Consider the following 2,256-nt stretch of genomic DNA (forward strand, 5'->3'; position numbering starts at 1 on the left):
TTGCCCACTGACTAAAGGTTTTCCTGCGGCGAGAAAGCTCTGGGTGTGTGGCATTGCCATGTGCTCCTTGAATGCATTCTCACTGGCGTAGACCTCGTAAAGCACCACCTTGCACGGGTCGTCTAGCGTCTGCATGACATCGAACTGTAAGCAGCCGGGTTCGTCTGCTACCGACGCATGGGCATTGGCGTTCACGAGGTCCATAAACTGAGTCAAATCGTCAGGTTTGACCTGAAACTCGACTAGAAGAACAAACTTGTTCATATTGCGTTCCTTATTGAGTTGGTATGAGATAGAAGTCAACGCCCGCGAGCTATGACGAAGTCCATGCTAATCAGAGCGCCACGCGGCAAGGCGAGTACTCCTACCGTCTGTCGCGTAGGCAGGCTTTCTAACGGGAAAAACTCTGGCCAGACCCTTTCAAGGCGATCATGAAAGCGCTGGAAGTCCTTAAGCCAAAGGTGCACGGCCACCACATCTCCGCGCGCTAGATTATGCGGGGAGAGGAGGCGGTCCAGGTTATTGAGGATCTGACGAGCCTGCGCTTCCACCGATTCGGCTAGCGGTGCCGCGTCATTGGTCATGTCTGCACCGATGATGCCGCTGGCAAACGCCAAAGGACCCGTCAGGACCAAATCGGACTGCCGGCGCTTGACGCCTTCTGGAGGGGGTACAAATTGAATATTCATGATACCTCGCCCGTCCGGGTGGCCGAAGATGGTGTCAGTTCACGCACAAGAGCATTGATCTTTTCTTGAACGGCCGCTTCTCTTTCTGCCCCTACAAGATGATCGCTGGAGATAAACGCCTGTGCGGCGTTGTAACCGAACTCGGCCAGCGCTTTGGGGTCATCGAGCAGCACACCAGGAGGCACTTTCACCACCAGTTCATGTGCGTACGTGGGTACCGGGCCACTCCCGTAAAGTTTTGGTACAGCGGGCTTTTGACCGTCCTGCACCTCCCGAATGGCATTTGCGAGCATTCGACGGAAAAGGACGACGCCGCGATCCGTGGTGCCCAAGTGTTCCACCTTCCGGTTCGCCACAGCACCTTGGCTGACGAGAGCGTCGTAGTCACCGGGTTCGCGTTGGCGCTCAGCGTATGGCCGATCACCCGTTTGTCCGATGAAGTTGAACTGATCGACGCCGAACTCCTCGGGTTTGATCACACCGCCCGGATCGTTGTAGCTATTGACGTTCGCAAACCCGATGTAAAAGGAATTGTGATCATCCACGGCCACGGCCCATCGCGTGACCCAGGGGCGAAAGGCCGCACTTTCGCGGTTAGCCATGTTCGAGCCATTGGGAAACTGGCCGAAATTCGGCAGCCCGATCTCGCCTGCGCGGATGAAGACATAGTCTCCGACTTTCCGCGTTGCCATCGACAGAAATCCGAGCGCGGTTTTCGGAAAGTCTAGCTGCGGCAAGACCTTGAATACCGGTGAAAATTGTTGCCCAGCGACGATTGCGTGCAAGAACGCGTTATGTATCGGGTCGCACCCATTCTCGACGATCTGAACCCAATTACAGGGCAGGTTCATTCGGTAAGGAACAACCTTATTGTCAATCGGATAGCCGGTAGAATCGTAAATCGGAAATTCGGGCTCATCCTCGGCGGGGCCCATGTAAGCGAACAACAATCCCTGCCATTCGCGTACCTTATACGCGCCCTGGAAGAATTTCTCCTTGATCGTGCTGGAGGGTGGCTCCCCTGGCGTGTCCAGCACTTTGCCATCAACGTCGAAGTGCCATCCGTGATAGCTGCAGCGGATGCCGCGTTCGGCAACGATCCCGTACTCTAGCGATGCACCCCGGTGAATGCACTGTCGGTGCAAGAGGCCATAGCGCCCTGAGCCGTCTCGAAACACCACCAGGTCTTCGCCCAACAGGCGTACTGGAATCGGCAGGTCCTTCAGCTCCGAGACAAGAAGAAACGGATGCCAATAGTGCCGCAGGTAGTCCCCGCCGGGTGTGCCCCGTCCTACGGAGGTGATGAAGCCGTCGTCGTCGGCTCTGTGCGGATTGTGATAGCCGCCATAAGGGCGGTTCTCAAGGCGTACAACGGCAACAGGTGGTTCCTTAGGCATCGTAATATCCAAGTGGTTTAATCGATTGGTTTACTAGTGTAGCACCTGATTTTTCAAAAATCAATGAGGATAAATTGGTGAAAAAAGTATGTCTAAATCACTTGATTAACCTGTTTGTTTAACCTACACTTGCCCTCATCGTTGGCTGGACGCGGATCGCCAACCCATTC

General features: G+C 55.0%; 3 protein-coding genes. All 3 read right to left on the bottom strand.

Annotation, left to right across the window (positions count from 1 at the left end):
* A partial coding sequence (locus ACFOFO_RS26540; protein WP_390333566.1) for a putative quinol monooxygenase occupies nucleotides 1–264 on the bottom strand: 264 nt, incomplete at its 3' end.
* 35 nt (nucleotides 265–299) lie between these two features.
* On the bottom strand, nucleotides 300–689 hold the full coding sequence (locus ACFOFO_RS26545; RefSeq protein ID WP_390329037.1) for a RidA family protein: 390 nt from the start codon (nucleotides 687–689) through the stop codon (nucleotides 300–302).
* A complete protein-coding gene (locus tag ACFOFO_RS26550) occupies nucleotides 686–2,086 on the bottom strand; it encodes a Rieske 2Fe-2S domain-containing protein (RefSeq protein ID WP_390333569.1) in 1,401 nt (466 codons plus the stop codon). The genes ACFOFO_RS26545 and ACFOFO_RS26550 overlap by 4 nt, the downstream gene beginning before the upstream one ends.
* Between the last annotated feature and the right edge of the window lie 170 nt (nucleotides 2,087–2,256).

This window comes from Pseudundibacterium arcticum, assembly GCF_042646465.1.
GTDB classification, from domain to species: Bacteria; Pseudomonadota; Gammaproteobacteria; order Burkholderiales; family Burkholderiaceae_D; genus Undibacterium_A; species Undibacterium_A arcticum.